Origin of the sequence: Rhizobacter koreensis, from assembly GCF_013366375.1 — a bacterium.
GTDB lineage: Bacteria > Pseudomonadota > Gammaproteobacteria > Burkholderiales > Burkholderiaceae_C > Schlegelella_A > Schlegelella_A koreensis.
The window spans coordinates 258732-281256 of record NZ_JABWMJ010000001.1; the positions used below are offsets into that span (position 1 = coordinate 258732).

Here is a 22525-nt window from a genome sequence, read left to right on the forward strand (position 1 = left end):
GGCTATTCGCCGAGCGTGCGGTTGAGCTCGCCGCTCTGTACCAGCGCGTCGAGCTCGGCCGCGCCGCCGATCAGCACGCCCTTCACGAACACCATCGGGAAGGTAGGCCAGCCGGTCCACATCTTCAGCGCATTGCGGCGCCGCCACTGGCCGAGGTAGCTGCCGAACTCGAGGTACTGGTACGACACGCCCGCACCGTCGAGGATGCGGCGCGCCTTCTTGACCACCGGGTTCTGCGCCATGCCGACGACCAGCACCGGGTTCGACGCGGCCGCCGCCTGCACGTTGTGCACTATGTCGGCGTGGTGGTTGGCGACGCTGTCGCGGATCGCCGGGTGCAGGCGGCTTTCGTCGAGGATCGTGCGCGGCATCTGAGCTCCGGTTATGGGCCGCGTCCAGGGTCGGACAGCCGCAGCGACCATACACCAGCAGCCGCGGCGCTCGCCAGCACGAGAAGGGCGTGCGGGGTGCGGACGCCGCACCGCCCTCCGGGCACGCTCAGGACGTCGCCAGGACGCCGCTCTGGAAGTCGTGCACCGCCTGGCGCAGTTCGGCCTGCGTGTTCATCACGAACGGGCCGAGCTGGGCGATCGGCTCACCGAGCGGCTTGCCGGCGACCAGCAGTACGCGGCCCGGCTCGTCGCCGGCGGCCGCGCGCAGCCGCACGCCGTCGGCGCCGTCGTTGGCGAGGATCGCCATCCGCTCGCGCTCCACCCGTGTCGGCGCCGCATCGCGGCCGATGTCGACCGCCGCGCCGAACACGTACGCGAACGCGTTGTGGCCGGCCGGCAGCGGCACGTCGAGCGCCTGACCCGCCGGCAGCGTGACGTCAAGGACGAGCGGCTCGGTCGTCGGCCGCTCGACCGCGCCGGCGACGCCGCCGAAGCGGCCGGCAATCACGCGCACCTCGATGCCGCCGTCGAGCTCGACCTTCGGCACGCCCGCAGGCGGCACGTCGCGGTACTGCGGCGCCGTCATCTTGTCGCGCGCGGCGAGGTTGACCCACAGCTGGAAGCCCGCCATGCGGCCGGACTCCTGCTCGGGCATCTCCGAGTGGACGATGCCGCGGCCCGCGGTCATCCACTGCACGCTGCCCGGCTCGAGCAGGCCGACATTGCCGACGCTGTCGTGATGCCGCATGCGGCCCTCGAGCATGATCGTCACGGTTTCGAAGCCGCGATGCGGGTGATCCGGAAAGCCGCCGATGTAGTCGGTTGCGGCATCGCTGCCGAACGCGTCGAGCATCAGGAACGGGTCGAGGCGACGCTGCAGCGGTTGCGTCAGCACGCGCGTCAGCTTGACGCCGGCGCCGTCGGACGTCGGCTGCCCGCGGACGAGCTGCTCGACACGGCGCGAGCGGGTGACAGGGGCGAGGGTGGCATCGGGCATGGCAGGACTCCTTCGCGCGAAGATGGGGGCCGCGGCGTCGATCCCAAGCCGCCGCCTTGGCGGGTGCCGGCGGCGCCGCGCACCGGCCGCGCCGGCCGGCGCGTTCTAATCACGGGATCCATTCACCCGAGGAGATCCGATGAAGCTCTACTACAGCCCCGGCGCGTGCTCGCAGTCCGTGCACATCGTCCTGCACGAGGCGGGCCTTCCGTTCGAGCCGGTGCTGGCCAGCACCAAGACGCACCAGCTCGCCGACGGCACCGACTACTACACGATCAACCCGAACGGCTACGTGCCGCTGCTCGAGCTCGACGACGGCCGCAAGCTCACCGAAGTGGCGGCGATCATGCAGTACATCGCCGACCAGGTACCCGACCGTCGACTGGCGCCGCCGAACGGCGAGTTCGAGCGCTATCGGCTGCAGCAGTGGCTCAGCTTCGTGTCGAGCGAGCTGCACAAGACCTTCTCGCCGCTCTTCAACCCGGCCACGCCCGAGGCCACCAAGGCGACCGCACAGGAGCGCCTTCTCAAGCGCCTGGGCTACGTCGACCGCGAGCTCGAAGGGCGCCTCTACCTGCTAGCCGAACGCTTCAGCGTCGCCGACGCGTACCTCTTCGTCGTCTCCGGCTGGGCGGTGGCCAAGAACATCGACATCAGCGGCTTCGCCAACCTGCGCGCGTTCCGCGATCGCGTTGCCGAGCGCCCGTCGGTGAAGGCGGCGCTCACCACCGAAGGCTTCCTCAAGTAAGCCGCGCGTCGTGCGCCTCCGCTCCGCGATCGCGCTCGCCGCGCTGCTCGGCAGCGCCGTGGGACACGCCGCGAGCAGCGGCGGCGCTGCCGACACCGTGGCGAAAGGTCGGACCAATATGCCTGCCGACGGCGCCTACGCCGCGCGCTTCTGCAGCGCCGGGCCGGCCCCGGCGCGCGGCGACGCGCTGCAATGCAGCGACGCCGCGGTCGAGGTCGACGCCGGGCGGGTGCGAGTCGAGGTGTACGACTTCGTCTACCGCATCCAGTTCGCCCCCGACGAGCTCGACCTCACGCTGACCCAGGGCATGACGCAGGTCGACGCGTTCAGCGCGCCCTACCGGTGGGACGGCACGACGCTCGGGTTCGCCGACCTCGAGAAGGGCGTGCGATACGAGGTGCGGCTGGGGGCGCGGCGCCGCGGGCGCTGAGGCCGGTCGGCGGGCTGCGCTCCGCGTCAGGAAGTGTCGATGGGCGCCAGCCCCGGCTGCGCATCGTCGAGCCGCCAGCCGGCGATCGGCGTCGCACGAGCCAGCGCCATCCAGGTCGGGAACGCGACGCGCATCGGCCGCTTCGGCGCGGCGCGCGCGACCTCGAGCCGCACCGGCAGCGCGTCGTGTCCGGCCACGTCGGCAACCATCACGCCGCACTCCGGCGGCACCTCGTCGGGCTCCGCGATGCCGCGGCGGATCACGTACCAGCACTCGCCGCCGATCTGCAGATAGGCCTCGCGCTTGGTCGGCCGTCGCAGGTCGGCGAGCAGGTCGCCGCGCTGCACCTTGATCTCGTGGACGACGGGTTCGACGTACGCCTCGACGCTGGTGTGGCGGATCGAAAAGACGTCGGGCATCGCCATCGCCCAGCCGGTCGCGACCTTGGCGCGCACCGCGAGGCCCCGCCACGCGAGCCGGCCGGCGCGCGTCATCGCCTCGGCGACCGCCTCGACGAGATCCTCGTGCGGGCTGCGCGCGGCACGGTTCTTCTGCAGCGTCTCGGCGAGCACCGCGATGCCGGCGTCGGTGACGCGCAGCGTCTCGTGGCCGAGCGGCCCGCGCTCGCGCGCCAGCAGGCCCGCGGCGAGCAGCTCGATCTCGACGCCGTCCTGGCTCGGCCAGCCCGCCGAGCGGTACACCTCGCGAAGGCGGCGCCGGTGGACGACGGTGATCTGCACGGCGTGCATGGGACTTGGAACGAGAGGGTTGCGCCACGTGGCGGAACGCCGCACCGGCATGCGTCGCAGCGAAATCCCGCGGCGGCCGGTCGCTGCGAACGCGCCGCTACGATAGCCGGCTTTGCCTGCCTGGAGACCGCCGAGATGCCTTCGATCCTCAGGACCGTCGTGGTCGCCTCTGCCGCCGTCGTTGCTGCCGCGCTCGCCACGGGCGCCGCGAGCGCGGCCGAGCCGAAGGTGCTGAACGTCTACAACTGGTCCGACTACATCGCCGAAGACACGATCCGGAATTTCGAGAAGGAAACCGGCGTCAAGGTCAACTACGACAACTACGACACCAACGAGATCCTGCACGCCAAGCTGGTCGCGGGGCAGACCGGCTACGACATCGTCGTTCCCGGTGCGCACTTCGCCAAGCAGCAGATCGAGGCGGGCCTCCTGCAGAAGCTCGACCGCTCCAAGCTCACCAACTGGGGCAACCTCGACCCGACGCTGCTCAAGCAGCTGGCGACCGTGGATCCGGGCAACCAGTACCTCGTCGACTGGATGTGGGGCTACGTGACGGTCGGCATCAACGTGCCGAAGGTGAAGGCCGCGCTCGCCGCGGCGCCCGCGCTGCCGATGCCCGACAACGCGTGGAGCCTGATCTTCGACCCGAAATACGCGAGCCGGCTCAAGACCTGCGGCGTCAACTTCCTCGACTCGGCATCCGAGGTGCTGCCGGTCGCGATGATGTACGTCGGCAAGCCCCCGTACAGCCAGAACGCGGGCGACTACGACGCCGCCGCGAAGATGCTGCAGCAGGTGCGCCCCTACGTGACGCGCTTCTCGTCGTCGGGCTACATCAACGACCTTGCCGGGGGCCAGCTCTGCGCGGTGATGGGCTTTTCGGGCGACATCAACATCGCCCGCGCGCGCGCGCTGCAGGCCGCGCCGAAGCAGCCGGCGGCCATCGAGGCGCTGATCCCGAAGGGCGGTGCGACGCTGTTCTTCGACACCATGGCGATTCCGAAGGACGCCAAGAATGTCGAGAACGCGCACCTCTTCATCAACTACATCCTGCGTCCCGAGGTCGCGGCGTCGCTGACCAACAAGGTCTTCTATGCCAACCCGAACGCCGCCTCGCTGAAGTTCGTCAGCAAGGACGTGGCGCAGAACAAGACGATCTTCCTGTCGGCCGAGGACAAGGCGCGCATGACGCCGCCGGACGCCGTGCCGCAGGCGATCCGCCGGGTGCAGACCCGCATCTTCACGAACTTCAAGGCCGGAAAGTAGGCCAGCGCCGGGCCTGCACCCGGCATTCGCCGCCAAGCAAGGGCCGCGTCACGCGGCCCTTCGTCATTCGGTGACCTGCACGCCCTTCCAGAACGCGACGCGGCCCTTGATCTCCTTGGCCGCTTCGCTCGGCTCCGGGTAGTACCAGACGGCGTTCTGGTTGAGGTCGCCGTCGACCATGAGACTGTAGTAGTGGGCCTGGCCCTTCCACGGGCAGCTCGAGCGGTGGTTGCTGAACGTCACGTACTCGCGCCGCAGGCTCGCGTCGGGAAAGTAGTGATTGCCTTCGACGACCACCGTGTCGTCGCTCTCGGCGACCACGGTGCCATTCCAGATCGCCTTCATCGGGCCTCCGGGGAACAGTTGAGATCGGCCGATGCTAGCGAGGCCTCGTCGACTTGTCGGGAGGGTTATTTACCATCCAAGTGGATGGTGCAGTACGATGCAGCCATGCCCCGCCCAGCCCGCCATGCCGTCGAGATCAAGCCGACACCCGCGCCCGACAGCGAGAAGATCACGATCAATCTCGGCTTCGTCGACCTCGGCCAGATCGACCTCTTGGTGCGCGAAGGCTTCTACGCCAACCGCACCGACTTCATCCGCACCGCGATCCGCCAGCAGCTGCAGCACCACGGCGAGGCCGTGCGGCAGACCGTGGCTCGGCAGACGCTCACGCTCGGCATCCAGCGCTTCACGCGCGCCGACCTCGAGGCGCTGCAACGCGCCGGCGAGCACCTCGACGTGCGCGTGCTCGGCCTCGCCAGCATCGCCGACGACGTGAGCCCTGAACTCGCGCGCGCGACCATCGCGTCGATCGCGGTGCTGGGGTCGCTGCAGGCGAGTGCTGCCGTGCGCGCCGCGCTCGCGGACCGCATGCGCTGACGCGCAGCCGTCCGCTGCAGCCGTCACAACAAGGGTTTACCCTAGCCCCTTGCACCGAGCCCACCCCGTCACTCCGAAAGACCGCTTGAACCACTTGCTCAAGAAGATGCTGGGCGCGACGCGCCTCACCCGGGGTGCCCACCTCGCCGACGCGGTGCGCACGATCCAGGACGCGCTCGGCAGCGCGGCGCACCGCGACAGCGGGCGCCGCAGGACCGCTGCTTCGCCCGACGTGCGCGCGCGCGCCGCCGCGCACGGCTTCCCGGGCATTCACGAGGCGCCGCCGACGGTCACCCCGGAGCCGGCGAGCGCGCCGGCCGGCACCTTCGAACGAGGCTCGTACGCAGGCCGCAGCGGCACGCGCAGCTACAAGCTGTTCCGGCCGGCCGGCCTCGTCGGGCCGGCGCCGCTCGTCGTCATGCTGCACGGCTGCAAGCAGGACCCGGACGACTTCGCCGCCGGCACGCGCATGAACGCGCTCGCCGCCGAGCGCGGCTTTCTCGTGCTCTACCCGGAGCAGGCGCCGCGCTCGAACGCGTCGAAGTGCTGGAACTGGTTCGCTCCGGGCGACCAGCAGCGCGGCCGCGGCGAGCCCGACCTGCTCGCCGGCATGACGCATCAGGTGATCGGCGCCGAACCGGTCGACCCGTCGCGCGTCTACGTCGCCGGGCTGTCGGCCGGCGGCGCCATGGCGGCGATCCTCGCCCGCGAGTACCCCGACGTCTTCGCGGCGGCCGGCGTCCATTCGGGCCTGCCGCCCGGCGCCGCGCACGACGTCGCGTCGGCGTTCGCCGCGATGAGCCAAGGCGCCCCTGAAGGCGGAGCCATGCGTGCGGCAGCCGAAGGCGGCGCCGCCCCGCTGATCGTTTTCCACGGCGACCGCGACCGCACGGTGCACCCGGTGAACGCCGACCGCGTGATCGATGCACTGCTCGGCCCGGTCGCCGCTCGCGACGGCGTCGCGGCACGCAGCGAAGCCGGTTCGGCAGGCCCGGGAGCCCGCCGCCGCTTCACCCGGACGGTGTACCGGCGCGCCGGCGAGACGGCTTCGCGCGCCGAGCTGTGGGTGGTGCATGGCGCCGGCCACGCGTGGGCGGGCGGCAGCGCCGACGGCTCGTTCACCGACCCGCGCGGCCCCGATGCATCGCGCGAGTTCTTCCGCTTCTTCGACGAGCATCGGCGCCGCCTCACGGCTTGAAAGCCCGGGCCGCGGGCGCACCTCCTCGGTCGGGCCCGACGCCGGGCGCTGCGCGACCACGGTGTCGGCGCAGCGCCAGGCGCCTGTCACGAAAGGGCGGGCGCCGCCTCGTAGACTTTCGATGAACTGCCGCGCACGCGAGACGTCGCTCCCGCACGGCCACCCCATGACCTCGTCCCTTCCCCGACTCGGCGCCGCCTCGAGCGCCGCGGCCGCCAAGGCGCGCCCGCCCGAGCGGCCGGCCAGCGGCCCATCGCGCGCCGGCACGCACCGCCGGCGTCGAACACCGCTCGGCACCACGCTCGCCGCGGCGGGCGCGCTCGCGCTCGCCGCCTGCGCCAGCGCGCCGGAGCCGCAGGCGGACCTCGCCGCGGCTTCCCGTGCGTCGATCGCCGGGAGCTGGCAGACCGCGCTGCCGCACGGCGGCGATGTCGGCGCGCTCGCGCGCTGGTGGCAGCAGTTCGACGACCCGGCGCTGTCGGCGCTGCTCGGCGCCGCCGACCGCGCGAGCCCAAGCCTCGCCACGGCCGAGGCACGCATCGCGCAGGCACGCGCAGCCCGGGTCGCCGCCGGCGCGGCGCTGCTGCCGAGCGCCGACGCGACCGCCAGCCTGCTGCGCGGCCGCCAGGATCTGACGCTGCCGCTCGGCACCAGCGCGACCGTCGGCCTGCAGGCGAGTTGGGAACTCGACGTGTTCGGTGCCGGGCGCGCCGGCCGCAGCGCCGCCGACGCGCGTCTGGCCGCGTCAGAAGCGGCCTGGCACGACGCCCGGGTCGCGGTCGCCGCCGAGACCGCCAACACCTACGTTTCGCTGCGCGCCTGCGAGGCCCAGCTCGAGCAGACCCGCATCGACGCGCAGTCGCGCGCAGAGACGGCGCGCCTGACGCGCCTCAGCACCGACGCCGGCTTCGAGTCGCGTGCGAACGAGGCGCTCGCGCGCGCCGGTGCCGCGCAGGCGAGCAGCAACGCGACGCAGCAACGCCAGCGCTGCGATTCGCTCGTGAAGGCACTGGTCGAACTCACCGCGCTGCCCGAGCCCCAGCTGCGCGACCAGCTCGCCGGCGCGACCGCGCGCCTGCCGGCGCCCGCCGCGCTCGACGTGCCGAGCGTGCCGGCAACCGCGCTCGCGCAGCGCCCGGACGTCTTCGCTGCGGCGCAGAACGTGGTCGCGGCGGCTGCAGACGTGGGACGCGCCGACGCGCTGCGCTACCCGCGCTTCGGCCTTGCCGGCAGCATCGGCGCGAGCCAGCTGCGCGGCGCCGGCATCGAGGTGACGGGCACGACCTGGACCCTCGGCCCGGTGTCGGTCAGCGTCCCGGTGTTCGACGCCGGCGTCCGGCGCGCCAACGTCGAGGACGCGCGCGCCCGCTACGCGGAGGCGACCGCCAGCTACGCCGCGACGCTGCGGCGCGCGATCCGCGAGGCCGAGACGGCACTCGTCACGCTGCAGGCGAGCGCCGAGCGGCGCACTGCGGCGGCCGCCGCGGTCGAGGGCTTCGCCGCATCGTTTCGCGCGGTCGAGGCGCGCTACCGCAGCGGCTTCGGCTCGCTCTTCGAGCTGGAGGACGCGCGCCGCAATGCGCTCACCGCGCAGAACGCGCTGATCGAGCTCGACCGCGAGCGCGTGGCCGCCTGGATCACCCTCTACCGCGCGCTCGGCGGCGGCTGGACGGCCGAGGCGCCGCGGCTCGGCGACGCCGCCGCGCATGCCGCCGCCCGCGACGCCGCGACGCCGCTCGCGCGCCCTGCCGTCTCTCCGGAGCAACCATGATCGATCGCCGACGCGCGGGCATCGCCGCGCTGCTGCTGACCGGCACCGCCGCGCTGCTGCCGCTGGTGAACCAGGCCGCCGAGCCGAAGCGGGCGGCCGCGCCGCGGCCCGCTCTCAGCGTGACGCTGATCCAGCCGCAGCCCACCGTGCTGGCGCGCCGCATCCCCGCCAACGGCAACATCGCGGCCTGGCAGGAGGCCAGCGTCGGCACCGAGGCCAACGGCCTGCGCCTCGCGGAAGTGCACGTCAACGTCGGCGACGTCGTCAAGAAGGGGCAGGTGCTCGCGACCTTCGCCGCCGACACCACGCTGGCGCAGGTGGCGCAGATCCGCGCCGCCGTCGTGGAGGCCGAAGCGACCGCGGCCGACGCCGCCGCCAACGCCGAGCGCGCACGCGGCCTGCAGTCGACCGGCGCGCTCAGCGAGTCGGTGATCAACCAGTACCTCACGGCCGAGCGCACCGCCAAGGCGCGCCTCGAGGCGCAGCGCGCGGCCGCGCGCGCGCAGCAGCTGCGGCTCGGCCAGACCCGCGTCCTGGCGCCGGACAACGGCGTCATCTCGGCGCGCAGCGCGACCGTCGGCGCGGTGCTGCCGGCCGGCCAGGAGCTGTTCCGCCTGATCCGCAAGGGCCGCCTCGAGTGGCGCGCCGAGGTGCCGGCGAGCGACCTCGCGACGCTGAGGCCGGGCACCCGCGCCAGCATCACGCCAGCCGGCGGCACGCCGATCCCGGGCACCGTGCGCGTGGTCGCGCCCACGGTCGATCCGCAGACCCGCAACGGCCTCGTCTACGTCGACCTGCCGGCCCCGGGCAGCGCGCGCGCCGGCATGTTCGCGCGCGGCGAGTTCGAGGTCGGCAGCTCGAACGCACTCACGCTGCCGCAGAGCGCGGTGCAGATGCGCGAGGGCTTCAGCTACGTCTGGCGCGTCGACGCCGAATCGAAGGTGCGCCAGACCAAGGTCGAGGTCGGCCGGCGGGCGGGCGACCGCATCGAGGTGATCGGGCTCGACCCGAACGTGCGCGTCGTCGAGTCGGGCGTCGGGTTCCTGGGCGACGGCGACCTGGTCCGCGTGGTCGATCGGCCGGCCGCCGCAGCCTCCGGCGCCGCCACCCCGCGCGCCGCGCCACGCCCCGGCACCGTCGCGCCCGCGAACGCGGCTGGCACCCGCTGAGGACATCGCGATGAACGTTTCCGCGTGGTCGATCCGGTACCCGGTGCCGTCGATGCTGCTGTTCGTGATGCTGACGGTGCTCGGCCTCTTCAGCTTCCGGGCGATGAAGATCCAGAACTTCCCCGATATCGACCTGCCGATGGTCACGGTCTCGGCGCTGCTGCCGGGGGCCGCGCCGGCGCAGCTCGAGACCGAGGTCGCCCGCAAGATCGAGAACTCGATCGCGACGCTGCAGGGCGTCAAGCACATCTACACCAAGGTGCAGGACGGCGCCGCGACGATCACGACCGAGTTCGTGCTCGAAAAGCCCGTGCAGGAAGCGCTCGACGACGTGCGCGACGCGGTGCAGCGGGTGCGCTCCGACCTGCCGGGCGACCTGCGCGACCCGGTGATCACCAAGAAGGAGCTCGCCGGCTCGCCGATCCTCACCTACACGGTGGCGTCGAGCCGCATGGACGACGAGGCGCTCTCGTGGTTCGTCGACAACCAGGTGACCAAGGCGATGCTGTCGGTGCGCGGCGTCGGCGCCGTCGCACGGGTCGGCGGGGCGACGCGAGAGGTGCGGGTCGAACTCGACCCCGCCAAGCTGCTCGCCCTCAACGCGACCGCTGCCGACATCTCGCGCCAGCTGAGGAGCGTGCAGCAGGAGGCGTCGGGCGGACGGGCCGACGTCGGCGGCAGCGAGCAGTCGGTGCGCACCATCGCGACCGTGCAGACGGCCGACGAGCTCGGCCGCATGGAGGTCGCCCTCAGCGACGGCCGGCGCGTCCGGCTCGATCAGGTCGCGACCGTCACCGACACCGTCGCCGAGCAGCGCAGCGCCGCGCTGCTGAACGGCAGGCCCGTGGTCGGCTTCGAGATCGTGCGCTCGCGCGGCGCCGGCGAGACCGAGGTCGCGGCGGGCGTGCGCGCGCGCCTCGAGACGCTCAAGGCCGAGCACCCCGACATCAGCGTCACCGAGGCGTTCAACTTCGTCGACCCGGTGCAGGAGAACTACGACGGCTCGATGACGCTGCTGTACGAAGGTGCGGTGCTCGCGGTGCTGGTGGTGTGGCTGTTCCTGCGCGACTGGCGCGCGACGCTGGTCGCCGCGACCGCGCTGCCGCTCTCGATCATTCCGGCGTTCTGGGTCATGGACCTGATGGGGTTCTCGGTCAACGTCGTGACGCTGCTGTCGCTCTCGCTGGTGGTCGGCATCCTGGTCGACGACGCGATCGTCGAGATCGAGAACATCATGCGGCACCTCGGCATGGGGAAGTCTCCGCTCGACGCCGCTCGCGAGGCCGCCGACGAGATCGGCCTGGCGGTGATCGCGACCTCGTTCACCCTGATCGCGGTGTTCCTGCCGACCGCGTTCATGTCGGGCATTCCCGGCCGCTTCTTCGTGCAGTTCGGCTGGACCGCGGCGATCGCGGTGTTCTTCTCGCTCGTCGTCGCGCGGATGCTGACGCCGATGATGGCCGCCTACATCCTCAAGCCGCCGAAGAAGGCGCACGCCGACCCGAGCTGGATGCCGCGCTACATGGCGCTCGCGCGCTGGTGCCTCACGCATCGCGCGGTCACGCTGCTGGTGACGCTCGCGTTCTCGGTGCTCGCGCTGTTGCCGGTGATCCTGGGCAAGGTCCCGGCCGCGTTCATCCCGCCCGACGACCTCTCGCAGACCCAGGTGAGCCTTTCGCTGCCCCCCGGCAGCACGTTCCGGCAGACCCTGGCGGCGGCCGAGCAGGCGCGCGCCATCCTCGAGAAGAACCCGCACGTCAAGCTGATCTACACCGCGGTCGGCGGCGGCAACACCGGCGCCGACCCGTTCTCGGGCGCGGGGCTGCCCGAAGTGCGGCAGGCGACGCTCACGCTCAACCTCACGCACCGCAAGGAGCGCCACGGCGTCAGCAAGCAGGCGATCGAGGCCGACCTGCGGCAGGCGCTCGCCGACCTCCCGGGCGTGCGCGTCAAGGTCGGCTTCGGCGGGTCGAACGAGAAGTACGTGCTGGTGCTCGCGGGCGAGGACGGCAACGTGCTGGCGTCACATGCGACGCGAGTCGAGCGCGAGCTGCGCACGATCCCTGGCATCGGCAACGTCACCTCGACCGCGAGCCTGGTGCGCCCCGAGCTGATCGTGCGGCCCGACTCGGCGCGCGCCGCCGACCTCGGCGTCACGGCGGCGGCGATCGCCGACACGCTGCGCATCGCCACCGCCGGCGACTACGACCAGGCGCTCGCCAAGCTCAACCTCAGCCAGCGCCAGGTGCCGGTCGTCGTGCGGCTGCCCGCCGACGCGCGCACCGACCTCGACCTGCTGAGCCGCCTGCCGGTGCCGGGCGCGCGCGGCCCGGTGCCGCTCGGCAACGTCGCCTCGCTCGCGATCGAGAGCGGCCCGGCGCAGATCGACCGCTACGACCGCCTGCGCAACGTCAATTTCGAGATCGAGCTCAACGGGCAGCCGCTGGGCGACGTCAGCAAGGCCGCCAAGGCGGTGCCGAGCCTGCAGCAGCTGCCGCCGGGCGTGATCCGGCAGGAGGTCGGCGACGCCGAGGCGTTCCGCGAGCTCGCCGAGAGCTTCGGCCTCGCGATCCTCACCGGCGTGGCGTGCATCTACATCGTGCTGGTGCTGCTGTTCCACGCGTGGGTGCAGCCGGTCACCATCCTCGGCGCGCTGCTGCTCGCGGTTCCGGGCGCGGTCCTGGCGCTGTTCCTCACCGGCGAGTCGCTCTCGATGCCGTCGATGATCGGTCTGATCATGCTGATGGGCATCGCGACCAAGAACTCGATCCTGCTGGTCGAGTACGCGATCATGGCGCGCCGCGACCACGGCCTCGCGCGCTTCGACGCGCTGCTCGACGCCTGCCACAAGCGCGCGCGGCCGATCATCATGACCACGATCGCGATGGGTGCCGGCATGCTGCCGATCGCGCTCGGCATCGGGGTCGACCCGAGCTTTCGCGCGCCGATGGCGATCGTCGTGATCGGCGGCCTCGTCACGTCGACCTTCCTCAGCCTGCTGGTCATCCCGGTGATCTTCACCTTCGTCGACGATGCGGTGCAGTGGCTGCGCCGGGTGGTGCTGCGGCGCAAGCCCGCGCCGCCGACGGGCCCCGCGGCAGAAGGCGCGCATCCCTAGAATGGCCCGCGTCCCCAGCCGGGGGCGCTCCCAAGGAGACCGCATGGGCCGCAGCCCCTACCCCGACGCCGAATTCCTGATGCGCGACACCACGTCGCATCCGCCGGCGTACACCCCGAACTACAAGACCAGCGTGATGCGCAGCCCTCGCCTCGCGCTGATCTCGCTCCAGCAGTCGCTCTCGGAGGTGACGGCGCCGGTGTTCCGTCCCGAGGAGCTCGGCCCGCTCGACAACGACCTGATCATGAACGCCGCCAAGGACGGCCTGCCCGTCGGCGAGCGCATCGTCGTGCACGGCTACGTGCTCGACCAGCTCGGCAAGCCGGTCAGGAACGCCCTCGTCGAGGTCTGGCAGGCCAACGCGAGCGGGCGCTACCGCCACAAGAAGGACATGTACATCGGCGCGCTCGACCCCAACTTCGGCGGCTGCGGGCGCATGCTGACCGACGAGAACGGCTATTACGCGTATCGCACGATCAAGCCGGGGCCGTACCCGTGGCGCAACCGCGTCAACGACTGGCGCCCGGCGCACATCCACTACGCGATCTCGGGCGACGGCTGGGTGCAGCGCCTCATCACGCAGATGTACTTCGAGGGCGACCCGCTGATCGCCACCTGTCCGATCCTCGGCGGCACGCCGAGCGAGGAGCAGTTGCGCAGCCTCATCGCGCTGCAGGACACCGGTGCGTTCGTGCAGCTCGACAGCCGCGCCTACCGCTTCGACATCGTGCTGCGCGGGCAGCGCGCGACGCTGTTCGAGAACGCGGTGCAGCAGACGCCGGCCGACGAGCGGCTCGCCGCCGTCGCCGACGCGCGCGCCGCGGTGCTCAAGGCCGCCAAGGCACAGACCGAGACCCGGGGAGGTGCCCGATGAAGCTCGCCCACGACAGCCACGTGCGCCGCGAGACGGCGTCGCAGACCGCCGGGCCCTACGTCCACATCGGCCTGGCGCCCTCGCAGGCCGGGTTCGACATCTTCGAGAACAACTTCGGCAACGTGCTGGTCGACGAGCAGACGCTCGGCGAGCGCATCCGCATCGAGGGCCGCGTGTTCGACGGCATCGGCAGCGTCGTCAAGGACGCGCTGATCGAGATCTGGCAGGCCAATGCCGCGGGCAGGTACGCGCACCCGGGCGACCGCCAGCCGGGCAAGGAGATCGACCCGCACTTCCGCGGCTGGGGCCGCGCCTGCACCGACTTCGAGAGCGGCGTCTACACGTTCGAGACCATCAAGCCGGGCATCGTCGAGGGCCGCAACGGCCGCTTCATGGCGCCGCACATCAACGTCTGGGTGGTCGCGCGCGGCATCAACATCGGCCTCAACACGCGGCTCTACTTCAGCGACGAGGCCGAGGCCAACGGCAAGGACGCGGTGCTCAACGTCATCGAGTGGGTCGAGCGCCGCGCGACGCTGGTCGCCGAGCGCCAGCCCGGTGAGGGGCCCGCGGTCTACCGTTTCGACATCCGCCTGCAGGGCGAACGCGAAACGGTGTTCTTCGACGTCTGAGGGCGGCCCCGGCGGCCGCGCACCCACGCGGGTGGCGTCAGCCGGGTCGTTCGCCCGCTGCCGACCACGCCGCGCCCGCGGCAGCGCACACGACGAGGGCGACGCCGCCGAGCTGCGCCAGGCTCAACGCCTCGCCGAGGATCACCAGGCCCGCGAGCACGCCGAACGCCGGTTCGAGGCTCATCAGCACGGCGAAGGTGCGCGGGGGCATGCGCGGCAGGGCCCAGAAATCGAGCGAGAACGGGATCGCCGACGAGAAGAGCGCCATCAGCAGCGCGAGCGGCAGCAGGGCCGGCGCGAGCAGCGCGGATCCTGCGGTATAGACGCCGGCGGGCAGCACGAGCAACGCCGCCACGCTGAGCGAGAGCGCCGCGGTCGAGCGGCCGAACGCGACGCTGGCCCGGCGTCCGAGCAGGACGTAGCTGCCCCACGCCACCGCCGCGCCGAGCGCCCACGCGATGCCCACCGGATCGAGGCCGCGCGCGGCGCTCGCGTCGACGCGCACCAGCAGCCAGACGCCGGCCGCCGCGAGCGCGGCCCAGACGAGATCGCCGAAGCGGCGCGAACCGGCGACCGGGATCGTGAGCGGGCCGAGGAACTGCAGCGCCATCGCGACCGCGAGCGGCAGACGTTCGAGCGCCAGATAGAACATCACGATGACGCCCGCCATCGAGCAACCGAGGCCCACCAGCGGCAGCAGCGGCGCACCTCTCGGCCAGCGGCGCCAGGGCCGCGTCAGCAGCAGCAACGTGAGCGCACCGAGGCCGAGCCGCAGCGTCGCCGAGCCCTGCGGCCCGACCACCGGGAACAGGATCTTGGCGAGCGCCGCGCCGACCTGGAACGACGCCATCGCGGCGATCGTCGCGAGCGGCGGCAGCAGCCAGTGAACCGGCGCGCGGTGTGTCATGTGCGATCGTGTGGCTGAAGATGCGAAGGACGTCGGGTCGCGAGTGCCGGGACGAGCCGGCGCCACACGACGGCCGGCGATTCTCGCCACGACGAACGCGAACGGAGGACTCAGTGACTGCATCTTTCTCGGGTGGGTGTCTGTGCGGCGCGTGCCGCTATACCGCCCACGGCGAGCCGATCAACGTGCGCGTATGCCACTGCCGCTCCTGCCAGAAGGCGCTCGGCGCGACCTTCAACGCCCGGGTGCTGATGCCGCGCGCTGCGGTCGAGCTCGGCGGGCCGATCGGATGGGCTCGCTCGTCGCCGGAGCTGGCACGCGGCTTCTGCACGCTGTGCGGCAGCACGCTGTTCTCCGAGCGTGCCGTGCGCGGCTGGATCGGCATCACGCTCGCCAGCCTCGACGAACCCGAGCGCTTCACGCCGACCGAGCACATCTGGACCTCGAGCAAGCCGGCGTGGCTGCAGCTCGCGGACGGCCTCCCCCACTACCCCGAAGCGCCGCCCGGCTGAGCGACCCCGCCGGTCGCGCGTGCGTTGAGGTCGGCGCGAGCCGGACTGCTATCGTGCGGTCCACTTCAAGCGAAGCGCCGATGCAACCCGTCATCACCAGTCTGCTCGACACGGACCTCTACAAGTTCACGATGTGGCAGACCATGCTGCATCGGCACCCGCAGACGCAGGCCGAGTACACCTTCGTCTGCCGCAACCAGCCGGCGTACCCGCTCGCCGAGCTGGTGAGCGAGGTCGACCGCGAGCTCGACCACTTGTGCTCGCTGCGCTACAGGCCCGACGAGCTCGCCTACATCGGCAGCCTGCGCTTCATCCGCTCGGACTTCGTCGACTTCCTGCGCATCTTCCAGTTCCAGCGCGAGTTCATCCAGGCGCGCGTCGCGCCCGACGGCAAGGGCCTCGAGATCGTCGCCAGCGGGCCGCAGGTGCACGTGATGGCGTTCGAGATCTACGTGCTCGCGATCGTCAACGAGCTCTACTTCCGGCGCTTCGACGAAGACGCCGCCTGGGCCGAAGGTCGCCGGCGCCTGGCCGCCAAGATCGAGCGGCTGCGCGAGTTCGAGCGCGAGCCGAAACGCCTGAACCCGTTCGAGTTCTTCGACTTCGGCGTGCGCCGGCGCTTCTCGAAGGCCTGGCACCGCGAGGTGCTCGAGACCTTGAAGCGCGAGGTGCCGCAGTTCTTCAAGGGCTCCTCGGACGTGCTCTACGCGCGCGACCTCGGTCTGGTGCCGATCGGCACGATGGCGCACGAGTACCTGCAGACCTATCAGACGCTCGGCGTCAGGCTGCGCGACTTCCAGCGCGCCGCGCTCGAGGACTGGGTGCAGGAGTACCGCGGCGACCTCGGCGTCGCCCTCACCGACGTGGTCGGCATGGACGCCTTCCTCGCCGACTTCGACCTCTACTTCGCCAAGCTTTTCGACGGCCTGCGCCACGACTCGGGCGATCCGCTCTGGTGGGGCGAGAAGGCGATCGCCCACTACGAGCGGCTGCGCGTCGACCCCAAGACCAAGCGCCTCACGTTCTCGGACGGCCTCGACCTCGAGAAGTCGTTCGACCTCTACCGCCATTTCGCCGACCGCACGATGGTCGGCTTCGGCATCGGCACCAACCTCACCAACGACACCGGGCTCAAGACGCTGCACATCGTCATGAAGCTGACGCACGCGAACCGCCAGCCGGTGGCCAAGCTGTCCGACAGCCCCGGCAAGCTGCTCTGCGACGACGAGACCTTCCTCGCGTACCTGCGCCAGGTGTTCAACGTTCCGACGTAGGAGCGCGCGCCGCCGCGCCTCCGACACGCGCGCGGGCCACACGCTGACATCAACGGCAATGCGCGCGGCCTAGCCTGGGGTTCATCGCTGGCACATCCCTCAGGAGGCCCCATGAACCAGGATCCGACCCGCACCCCGGCGGCCACGTCGCCCAGCTCGGCCGAGCCGACGACGCTTTCGCCCACCCAGGCACCCGGCCACTACGGCGCCGGCTACGGCGAGAACGCACAGCACCTCGGCGACGACGCGGCCCTGCCGTCCGGCTCGTCGGGCGCCGACGCCGGTCGGTCGACGCTGAGCGGCGGCAACGACAGCCACGCATCGGTCGGCGTCGAGCGCGCCGGCACCAGCGCGCCCGGCACGATCGCAGGCAGCACGCAGGGCGGCAACGCCGCCGCCGGCCAGACGCCGGGCAGCAGCACCGTCGGCGGAGCGACCGTGGCCGCAAGCACGCCCGGCGGGGCAGGTCTCGACGGCGCTGCCACCGGCCGAAGCGGCTCGATCGGGACGGCCGGAGCGACCGACAACAGCGGCAACATGGATCCCGACGAGGTCCAGGCGCGCCCGCCGACCCGCAACGACGCTCCCGCGACACCGGGAAGCGACGACGTCTCGCTGACCTTCGAGCGGTCCTGACACCGCGTCACGGCCGAGCAACCCCACGCCGCCCGCGGCGGGTGGTCACCTGTATATTCGTACAGCCACCCGCCCGCCATGGAACTCGACCGCAAGCTCGCCATCCTCGCCGACGCCGCCAAGTACGACGCCTCGTGCGCATCGAGCGGCACCACGAAGCGCGACTCGGTCGGCGGCGCAGGCATCGGTTCGACCGAAGGCTCGGGGATCTGTCACAGCTACGCGCCCGATGGGCGCTGCATTTCGCTGCTGAAGATCCTGCTCACCAACTTCTGCCTCTACGACTGCCTGTACTGCGTCAACCGCGTCACGAGCAACGTGCCGCGCGCGCGCTTCACGGTCGACGAGGTGGTCGCGCTCACGCTCGATTTCTACCGGCGCAACTGCATCGAGGGCCTGTTCCTCAGCTCGGGGATCATCCAGAGCGCCGACTACACGATGGAGCAGGTGGTCGAGGTCGCCCGCGTGCTGCGCGAGGAGCACGACTTCCGCGGCTACATCCACCTGAAGACGATTCCCGAAGCGTCGCCCGACCTGCTGGCGCGGGCCGGCCGCTACGCCGATCGCCTGAGCATCAACATCGAGCTTCCAACGGTGCAGGGGCTCGAGACGCTGGCGCCCGAAAAGGACTTCGGCTCGATCCGCCGCTCGATGGCCAACCTGCGGCTCAACATCGACGCCGCCAAGGACGCCGCCAGGCCGCAGCCGGTGGTCTCTCAGATCGCAATGCCGCCCAGGCGGGCGCGGCCGCCGCGCTTCGCGCCGGCGGGCCAGAGCACGCAGATGATCGTCGGTGCCGACGCGGCGAGCGATCGCGACATCCTCGGCACCAGCGCCACGCTCTACGGCTCGTATCGCCTGCGCCGCGTCTACTACTCGGCGTTCAGCCCGATCCCCGACGCGTCGCGGGCGCTGCCGCTGAAGGCGCCGCCGCTGGTGCGCGAGCACCGGCTCTATCAGGCCGACTGGCTGATGCGGTTCTACGGTTTCGACCACGAGGAGATCGTTCCGGGCGAAGCGGGCATGCTCGCGCTCGAGGTCGACCCCAAGCTCGCCTGGGCGCTCGCGCACCGCGAGCGTTTCCCGGTCGACCTGAACCAAGCCCCGAAGGAGCTGCTGCTGCGGGTGCCGGGGCTGGGCGTCAAGGCGGTCGAGCGCCTGCTGCGTGCGCGCCGCGTGCGCGCGCTGCGCGCCGCCGACCTCGAGCGGCTGCACGTGCCGCTCAAGAAGGTGCTGCCGTTCGTCGTCGTCGCCGACCATCGACCTGGCCGCGAGCTCGACGACGCGCGGCTTGCCGCGCGCATCGCGCCGCCGCCCCAGCAGGCGTCGCTGTTCGCCGACGCCTGAGCGTGCGCCCCGTCGGCGCCATCGACGTAAGCTCGCGCGCATGAGCCCCGGGCCCGGGTCGAGCGAGCACGCGACGGCGCAGCAGCCTGGAGCCGGCACTCGCCGCTCGATCACGCTCGCGCAGGCGACCGATTTCGACGGCTTCCGGCGCGCCTGCCGGGCGCTCTGGGCCGCGCAGGTGCCGCCCGAGCAGGTCGAATGGCATACCGCCGACGCGGCTTCGGCCGGGCTGTTCGAGGGCGGCGAGGCGGCGCCCGCGGACGCGCCGGGCGCCGGCGACGCGCCCCCGGTGTTCGTGCCGCCGCGCTTCATGAGCCTCGCCGAGCACGTGGTGCTGCATCGCGACGCGGGTCGCTTCGGTCTGCTGTACCGGCTGCTCTGGCGTCTGCAGACCGATCCGCGCCTGCGCGACGACCCGATCGACGCCGACTGGATCGCTGCCGAACAGATGGCGCACGCGGTGCAGCGCGACCTGCACAAGATGAAGGCGTTCGTTCGCTTCCGGACGATCGATGCGGTCGACGCGGCGGAGCCGGACACGCCGGCCGCCGCGGCAGGACGCGAGGCCGGCAGCGGCAACGCCGCCGGCGCGGGCGCCGCCCCGCTGCACGTCGCCTGGTTCGAGCCCGAGCACCACATCGTCGAGGCGATCGCGCCGTTCTTCGTGCGCCGCTTCGCGAACATGCGCTGGGCCATTCTCACGCCCGAGCGCTGCATCGCATGGGACGGTTCGCAGCTGCGCGTCGAGCCGGGCGCCGAGCGCAGCGACGCGCCCCCGGCCGATGCCGGCGAGGCGCTCTGGCTCACCTACTACCGAAGCATCTTCAACCCCGCGCGCCTCAAGGTCGAGCAGATGCAGCGCGAAATGCCCAAGCGCTACTGGCACAACCTGCCGGAAGCGCGGCTGATCGAGCCGCTGGTGGCGCACGCCGCCGAACGGAGCATGACGATGATCGAGAGCGAACCCACGGCGCCCCGGCGCCGCCCGGCGGTCGGCGATACCACCCCGCACCCGGCACCCGGCCGCGAACCGGTGCCGGGCGGCGAGGCACCGACCAACCTCGAGGCGATCCGCACGCTCACCAACCGCTGTCGCGAGTGCCCGATCGGCGACCTGGCGACGCAATCGGTGCCCGGCGAAGGGCCGCAACGGGCACGCCTGATGTTCGTCGGCGAGCAGCCGGGCGACCAGGAAGACCTGCAGGGACGCCCGTTCGTCGGTCCGGCGGGCCAGCTGCTGAGCCGCGCGCTCACGGAACTCGGCTTCTCGCGCGACGCGGTCTACGTGACCAACGCCGTCAAGCACTTCAAGTTCGAGCTCCGCGGCAAGCGCCGCATCCACAAGACGCCGGCGCAGCAGGAGGCCGCCGCCTGCCTGCACTGGCTCGAGAGCGAGATCGATCTCGTGCAGCCCGAAGGCATCGTCGCGCTCGGCGCCACCGCGGCGCGCCAGCTCATGGGCGCGGCCGTGTCGGTGACGCGTCTGCGCGGCCAGTGGCTCGAGCGCGCCGACGGCCGCCGTGTGCTGATCACCCTGCACCCGTCGGCGCTGCTGCGCATGGACCCGGCCGACAAGGAGGCCGCGTACGCGGCCTGGCTCGACGACCTGCGCAAGGCCGGGCCGCTGTTCGAGCCCGAGGCCGGCTGACTCCTACAGGCGAAGGCGTCGCACCCCGACTGCGGCGCGCCGGCCGCGCTGCTGCAATGGCGGCAGAGCCGGGAAGCCGGCCGACCGTCAACGCAAACGAGGACCGCCGCCATGCAGGAAGTGAACAGCCCCGAATCCCGAGAACTGCTGTGGAAGCTGATCAAGGACATGCGCTTCGCGATGTTCACGACGCGCCACTCGAACGGTCACCTGCATGCGCGCCCGATGACGACGCAGAACAAGGCGCTCGACGAGAACGCGAGCCTGTGGTTCTTCATGTCGCGCAGCAACGGGCCGGTCGACGACATCGAGGCCGATCCCACGGTCGCGGTGATCTATGCCGACCCGGGTGCCGACAGCTACGTCTCGGTCTCGGGCACCGCCCGCGTGCGCGAGGACGCCGCCAAGAAGCACGAGCTCTGGAACAAGATGACCGAGGCGTGGTTCCCGAACGGTCCGGACGATCCCGACGTCGCGCTGGTCGAGGTCGAGATCATCCACGCCAACTACTGGGACGTGAAGGAAAGCAAGCTCGTCCAGCTCCTGCACATGGCCAAGGCCGTGGTCACCGGCGATCCGCCGACGAACATGGGCGAGCACGGCGAGATCCGGATGCGCTGACCGGCGGGCGCGCACGAACTGCGCTGCCAAGGGCGCGCTTTTCGGCGCCTCGCGACGTGACGGCGAGGCGGATCATGGCGGCATCGTTGGTGCCCCTCGTCCTGCCATGCGTCACGCTCCGTCTCCTCTCGTCCCTGCGCGCGTGCAGCCCCGCGCCGACGCCGGTGCGATCGAGTGGGAAGAACTCCCCTCGCTGGCCGGATCGCTGGCCCGCATCGGCATCGGCCGCGTCGCGGCTCCCGTTCTGCATGCCGACGCCGCTCCGCTCGGGCGTGCGCCGCACGCGGTCGAGCTCGATCTCGATCTGGACCGCCTCGCGACCGCCGGTTCGGCGCCGACGCGCCGCACGGTGACGCCGCGCGACATCGCCGCACCCGGTCTGCTGCGCCACTTCCTGGGCCTCTAGCGGGCATCGGCCACGCGCCCGCGCGGCGTTGGCTATCCTCGGCGGACACCCGCGCCTGCTGCAGGCGCGCCACCCGCACGAGGCGATGAACGACCGACCTGCCGCGGCTGCCAAGGCCGCCCGAGAGCCGCGCTACTACTTCGAGGACTTCCCGCCCGGCCAGGTGCGCGAGTACGGCTCGCTCGAGGTCACGCGCGAGGCGGTGCTCGCGTTCGCCGCCGACTTCGATCCGCAGCCGTTCCACCTCGACGACGATGCCGCCGCCGCTTCGCTGTTCGGCCGTCTCGCGGCGAGCGGCTGGCACACCTGCGCGATGACGATGCGCATCCTCTGCGACGGCTACCTGCTCGATTCGGCGAGCCTCGGATCGCCCGGCATCGACAAGCTGCGCTGGGTCAAGCCGGTCTACCCCGGCGACACGCTGAGCGTCCGCGTCGAGGTGATGGAGGCGCGGCCGATGGCGAGCAAGCCCGAGCTCGGCCTCGTGCGCTCGACCACGCAGGCGCTCAACCAGCACCGCGACGTGGTGCTGACGATGGAAGGCTGGGGCATCTTTCGGCGCCGGGCGCGGCTGGGCGATGCGACGACCTCCGCTGACGGTCAGGCACCGGATGCATCGGGCGGCGACGCATCGGCCGGCAGCGCCGTCCCGGCGAGCACGACGGACGCCGACACCCGCGCTGGCAGCACCGGCACCTGAACCCGACTCGCGTCGGCGCGGGCGCGGCTCACCGCCGGCGCACCCGTGGCCGCCATGCCGACACTCCGGCGGCGAAGGGCCGCCGAAGGGTGACCGACGACCCGCCGGCTGCATCACGCAGCGGCACGGCGCGTGAAATCGTGCGTCCGAGACGCAACGCCGCGGCCCCACGGAGCGACGGGCGCATTCGACAATCGCGCCGCTCTGCTGTCGCAACGGCCGGCTGGCCCGCCGTCGCTCCTTCAGGA

22 protein-coding genes and 1 pseudogene are annotated in these 22525 nt (G+C 71.8%); 18 read left to right on the forward strand and 5 right to left on the reverse strand.

The genetic code is table 11. The annotated features are described in order from the left end of the window. Positions 1–2: 2 nt before the first annotated feature. Together HQN59_RS01130 and HQN59_RS01135 are read right to left on the reverse strand one after the other, a co-directional pair. Complete coding sequence (locus tag HQN59_RS01130) at positions 3–371, reverse strand: glutaredoxin (RefSeq protein WP_176065250.1); 369 nt, start codon at positions 369–371, stop codon at positions 3–5. Between the two features lie 127 nt (positions 372–498). Further along, a complete protein-coding gene (locus HQN59_RS01135) occupies positions 499–1389 on the reverse strand; it encodes a pirin family protein (RefSeq protein ID WP_176065252.1) in 891 nt (296 codons plus the stop codon). A 139-nt stretch (positions 1390–1528) separates the two neighbouring features. Between HQN59_RS01135 and gstA the strand changes: the two genes are divergently transcribed. Beyond that, on the forward strand, positions 1529–2137 hold the full coding sequence (gstA, locus tag HQN59_RS01140; protein WP_176065254.1) for a glutathione transferase GstA: 609 nt from the start codon (positions 1529–1531) through the stop codon (positions 2135–2137). Between the two features lie 10 nt (positions 2138–2147). Then, positions 2148–2567, forward strand: a complete 420-nt coding sequence (locus tag HQN59_RS01145; RefSeq protein WP_176065256.1) for a hypothetical protein — start codon at positions 2148–2150, stop codon at positions 2565–2567. A 26-nt stretch (positions 2568–2593) separates the two neighbouring features. On the opposite strand, the gene HQN59_RS01150 is transcribed toward HQN59_RS01145, so the two are convergent. After that, positions 2594–3307 carry a hypothetical protein gene (locus HQN59_RS01150; RefSeq protein WP_342451087.1) on the reverse strand — a complete coding sequence of 238 codons (714 nt, stop codon included), beginning with the start codon at positions 3305–3307 and terminating at the stop codon, positions 2594–2596. A 144-nt stretch (positions 3308–3451) separates the two neighbouring features. On the opposite strand from HQN59_RS01150, the gene HQN59_RS01155 reads away from it, so the two are divergent. After that, positions 3452–4582, forward strand: a complete 1131-nt coding sequence (locus tag HQN59_RS01155) for a polyamine ABC transporter substrate-binding protein (protein WP_176065260.1) — start codon at positions 3452–3454, stop codon at positions 4580–4582. 63 nt (positions 4583–4645) lie between these two features. On the opposite strand, the gene HQN59_RS01160 is transcribed toward HQN59_RS01155, so the two are convergent. Next, a complete protein-coding gene (locus HQN59_RS01160) occupies positions 4646–4927 on the reverse strand; it encodes a DUF427 domain-containing protein (RefSeq protein ID WP_176065262.1) in 282 nt (93 codons plus the stop codon). A gap of 105 nt (positions 4928–5032) precedes the next feature. On the opposite strand from HQN59_RS01160, the gene HQN59_RS01165 reads away from it, so the two are divergent. The 7 genes and pseudogenes from HQN59_RS01165 (at position 5033) to pcaG (ending at position 14226) form a co-directional block, all read left to right on the forward strand. Continuing rightward, on the forward strand, positions 5033–5464 hold the full coding sequence (locus HQN59_RS01165) for a CopG family transcriptional regulator (RefSeq protein ID WP_217703797.1): 432 nt from the start codon (positions 5033–5035) through the stop codon (positions 5462–5464). Positions 5465–5549: 85 nt separating this feature from the next. After that, entirely contained in the window at positions 5550–6662 is a 1113-nt protein-coding gene (locus HQN59_RS01170; RefSeq protein WP_246294620.1) for an extracellular catalytic domain type 1 short-chain-length polyhydroxyalkanoate depolymerase, read from the forward strand. A gap of 166 nt (positions 6663–6828) precedes the next feature. Then, entirely contained in the window at positions 6829–8433 is a 1605-nt protein-coding gene (locus tag HQN59_RS01175; RefSeq protein ID WP_176065266.1) for an efflux transporter outer membrane subunit, read from the forward strand. Next, positions 8430–9602, forward strand: coding sequence for an efflux RND transporter periplasmic adaptor subunit (locus HQN59_RS01180; RefSeq protein ID WP_176065268.1), 1173 nt, complete (start codon positions 8430–8432; stop codon positions 9600–9602). Before HQN59_RS01175 ends, HQN59_RS01180 begins: the two co-directional genes overlap by 4 nt. Positions 9603–9612: 10 nt before the next feature. Next, positions 9613–12720: an efflux RND transporter permease subunit gene (locus tag HQN59_RS01185; RefSeq protein WP_176065270.1), complete on the forward strand. Its 3108-nt coding sequence runs from the start codon at positions 9613–9615 to the stop codon at positions 12718–12720. A gap of 43 nt (positions 12721–12763) precedes the next feature. Continuing rightward, positions 12764–13489 (forward strand): annotated as a pseudogene (pcaH, locus tag HQN59_RS01190) (protocatechuate 3,4-dioxygenase subunit beta); the annotation flags it as partial. A 101-nt stretch (positions 13490–13590) separates the two neighbouring features. Beyond that, positions 13591–14226, forward strand: a complete 636-nt coding sequence (gene pcaG, locus HQN59_RS01195) for a protocatechuate 3,4-dioxygenase subunit alpha (protein WP_176065275.1) — start codon at positions 13591–13593, stop codon at positions 14224–14226. A 37-nt stretch (positions 14227–14263) separates the two neighbouring features. Here pcaG and HQN59_RS01200 read toward each other — a convergent pair whose 3' ends face one another. Then, positions 14264–15133 carry an EamA family transporter gene (locus tag HQN59_RS01200; protein ID WP_176065277.1) on the reverse strand — a complete coding sequence of 290 codons (870 nt, stop codon included), beginning with the start codon at positions 15131–15133 and terminating at the stop codon, positions 14264–14266. A 113-nt stretch (positions 15134–15246) separates the two neighbouring features. Between HQN59_RS01200 and HQN59_RS26480 the strand changes: the two genes are divergently transcribed. From HQN59_RS26480 to HQN59_RS01240, 8 genes are all read left to right on the forward strand, one after another. After that, on the forward strand, positions 15247–15645 hold the full coding sequence (locus tag HQN59_RS26480) for a GFA family protein (RefSeq protein ID WP_217703798.1): 399 nt from the start codon (positions 15247–15249) through the stop codon (positions 15643–15645). A gap of 80 nt (positions 15646–15725) precedes the next feature. Continuing rightward, entirely contained in the window at positions 15726–16919 is a 1194-nt protein-coding gene (gene pncB, locus HQN59_RS01210; RefSeq protein ID WP_176065279.1) for a nicotinate phosphoribosyltransferase, read from the forward strand. 111 nt (positions 16920–17030) lie between these two features. After that, on the forward strand, positions 17031–17555 hold the full coding sequence (locus HQN59_RS01215; protein WP_176065280.1) for a hypothetical protein: 525 nt from the start codon (positions 17031–17033) through the stop codon (positions 17553–17555). 78 nt (positions 17556–17633) lie between these two features. Beyond that, positions 17634–18902 carry a putative DNA modification/repair radical SAM protein gene (locus HQN59_RS01220; RefSeq protein ID WP_176065282.1) on the forward strand — a complete coding sequence of 423 codons (1269 nt, stop codon included), beginning with the start codon at positions 17634–17636 and terminating at the stop codon, positions 18900–18902. 40 nt (positions 18903–18942) lie between these two features. Continuing rightward, positions 18943–20550, forward strand: coding sequence for a UdgX family uracil-DNA binding protein (locus HQN59_RS01225; protein WP_176065283.1), 1608 nt, complete (start codon positions 18943–18945; stop codon positions 20548–20550). 111 nt (positions 20551–20661) lie between these two features. Then, positions 20662–21171: a pyridoxamine 5'-phosphate oxidase family protein gene (locus tag HQN59_RS01230; RefSeq protein ID WP_176065285.1), complete on the forward strand. Its 510-nt coding sequence runs from the start codon at positions 20662–20664 to the stop codon at positions 21169–21171. Between the two features lie 142 nt (positions 21172–21313). Next, positions 21314–21577 carry a hypothetical protein gene (locus tag HQN59_RS01235; RefSeq protein WP_176065287.1) on the forward strand — a complete coding sequence of 88 codons (264 nt, stop codon included), beginning with the start codon at positions 21314–21316 and terminating at the stop codon, positions 21575–21577. Between the two features lie 85 nt (positions 21578–21662). Beyond that, the gene (locus HQN59_RS01240) at positions 21663–22277 is read left to right on the forward strand and encodes a MaoC/PaaZ C-terminal domain-containing protein (protein WP_176065289.1); all 615 of its coding nucleotides are present in this window, start codon (positions 21663–21665) and stop codon (positions 22275–22277) included. The last annotated feature ends 248 nt before the right edge of the window (positions 22278–22525 follow it).